Source organism: Acidithiobacillus sp. TH-A36 (genome assembly GCF_057473445.1).
Map to the genome: position 1 here is coordinate 1 of NZ_JBYCKP010000578.1, position 1,311 is coordinate 1,311.

Consider the following 1,311-nt stretch of genomic DNA (forward strand, 5'->3'; position numbering starts at 1 on the left):
CCCAAAGCGGCTTTTGCCCGGCGAATGCGGGTATCCAGGTCGGCCGCTTCACTGCGCCGCAACCCCTGCACCATCACTGTCTCTACACCCATAACCACCCTCTCAGGCGCTGTTGCGCGTGCAAAATGTTCCTTACGTTACGAAGCCGCCTGCTGTGCGTCAAGGCGCGCGCCAAAATGGCGATAAATCGCATCCCGGTTGGTCCACGATCCGGTACGTCGGGCCGCTTCGATCGCCGGCAACCAGGCAAAGTTCACATGCTCCTGATGACGCAGTTGTGGAACCTGAGGCTTGGGCAAAGCCAGGGTGAATATGCGCTCCTCGTTGAACGCCACCTCCGGCGCGTAGCGTTCCCGCCAGGGCGGCACAATGGGAAAGCGATTCCGTACCCCGGTATCCACCAGTCCTTCCGCCGTAAATCCGGTTTCTTCGCGGAGTTCCCTCACGGCCGCTTCTCGCCAGGACTCTCCCGGTTCCAGACTCCCCGTTACCGACTGCCAGAATCCTTCCGGTTGGGCACGCTCCAGCAACAAAACCTGCTGACCGGCGTAGATCATGACCAGAATGGACTCAGGGATTTTGAACATCGGCTCCTACTCCGGGGCGCAGGCGGATACCCAACTCCTGTAATTGCTTGTCGGCCACCACGCCGGGGGCCTCGGTCAACAGACAACCGGCTTTCTGGGTTTTGGGGAAAGCAATGACGTCGCGAATGGTTTCCGCGCCAGACATGAGCATGACCAGACGATCCAGCCCGAAAGCCAGGCCGCCATGGGGTGGCGCACCATAATGGAGGGCGTCCAGCAGGAAGCCGAATTTATCCCGCGCTTCCTCGGCGCCAATGCCCAGGGCAGCAAACACTTTTTCCTGAACTTTTTCCTGATGAATACGAATGCTGCCGCCGCCAATTTCATTGCCGTTCAGCACCAGGTCATAGGCGCGGGCCAATGCTGCCCCCGGATTTTCCGCCAGGCTCTCCAGATGCGCGCTTTGCGGTGCGGTAAACGGATGATGGGTGGAAGTCCAGCTATTATCTTTCTCGTCATAATCAAACATGGGAAAATCCGTTACCCATACGGGTCGCCATTCGCCTTCCAGCAAATTCAGGTCGGCCGCGACGCGGTTGCGCAGATTCCCCAGCGCCTCGTTGACCACCTTGGCACTGTCGGCGCCGAAAAAGAGAATGTCGCCGACGGCCGCGCCACTGCGCTGGAGAATTTCCTGCAGCACCTCGGGGGCAAGAAATTTGACGATGGGCGACTGGAGCCCTTCGGCACCCTGATCCAGCGCGTTGATTTTGATCCAGGCCAG

2 protein-coding genes are annotated in these 1,311 nt (G+C 59.5%); both read right to left on the reverse strand.

Going from position 1 to position 1,311, the window contains the following annotated elements:
* Positions 1-137: 137 nt before the first annotated feature.
* The gene (nudB, locus tag AC2VLY_RS14635; RefSeq protein ID WP_486893049.1) at positions 138-587 is read right to left on the reverse strand and encodes a dihydroneopterin triphosphate diphosphatase; all 450 of its coding nucleotides are present in this window, start codon (positions 585-587) and stop codon (positions 138-140) included.
* The coding region (locus AC2VLY_RS14640) for an amino acid--tRNA ligase-related protein (protein ID WP_486922529.1) at positions 571-1,311 on the reverse strand (741 nt) is incomplete at its 5' end. The genes AC2VLY_RS14640 and nudB, both read right to left, overlap by 17 nt.

Coding starts and splice junctions, on each gene's coding strand:
- nudB (WP_486893049.1), bottom strand. CDS start 587: ATGTTCAAAATCCCTGAGTCCATTCTGGTCATGATCTACGCCGGTCAG.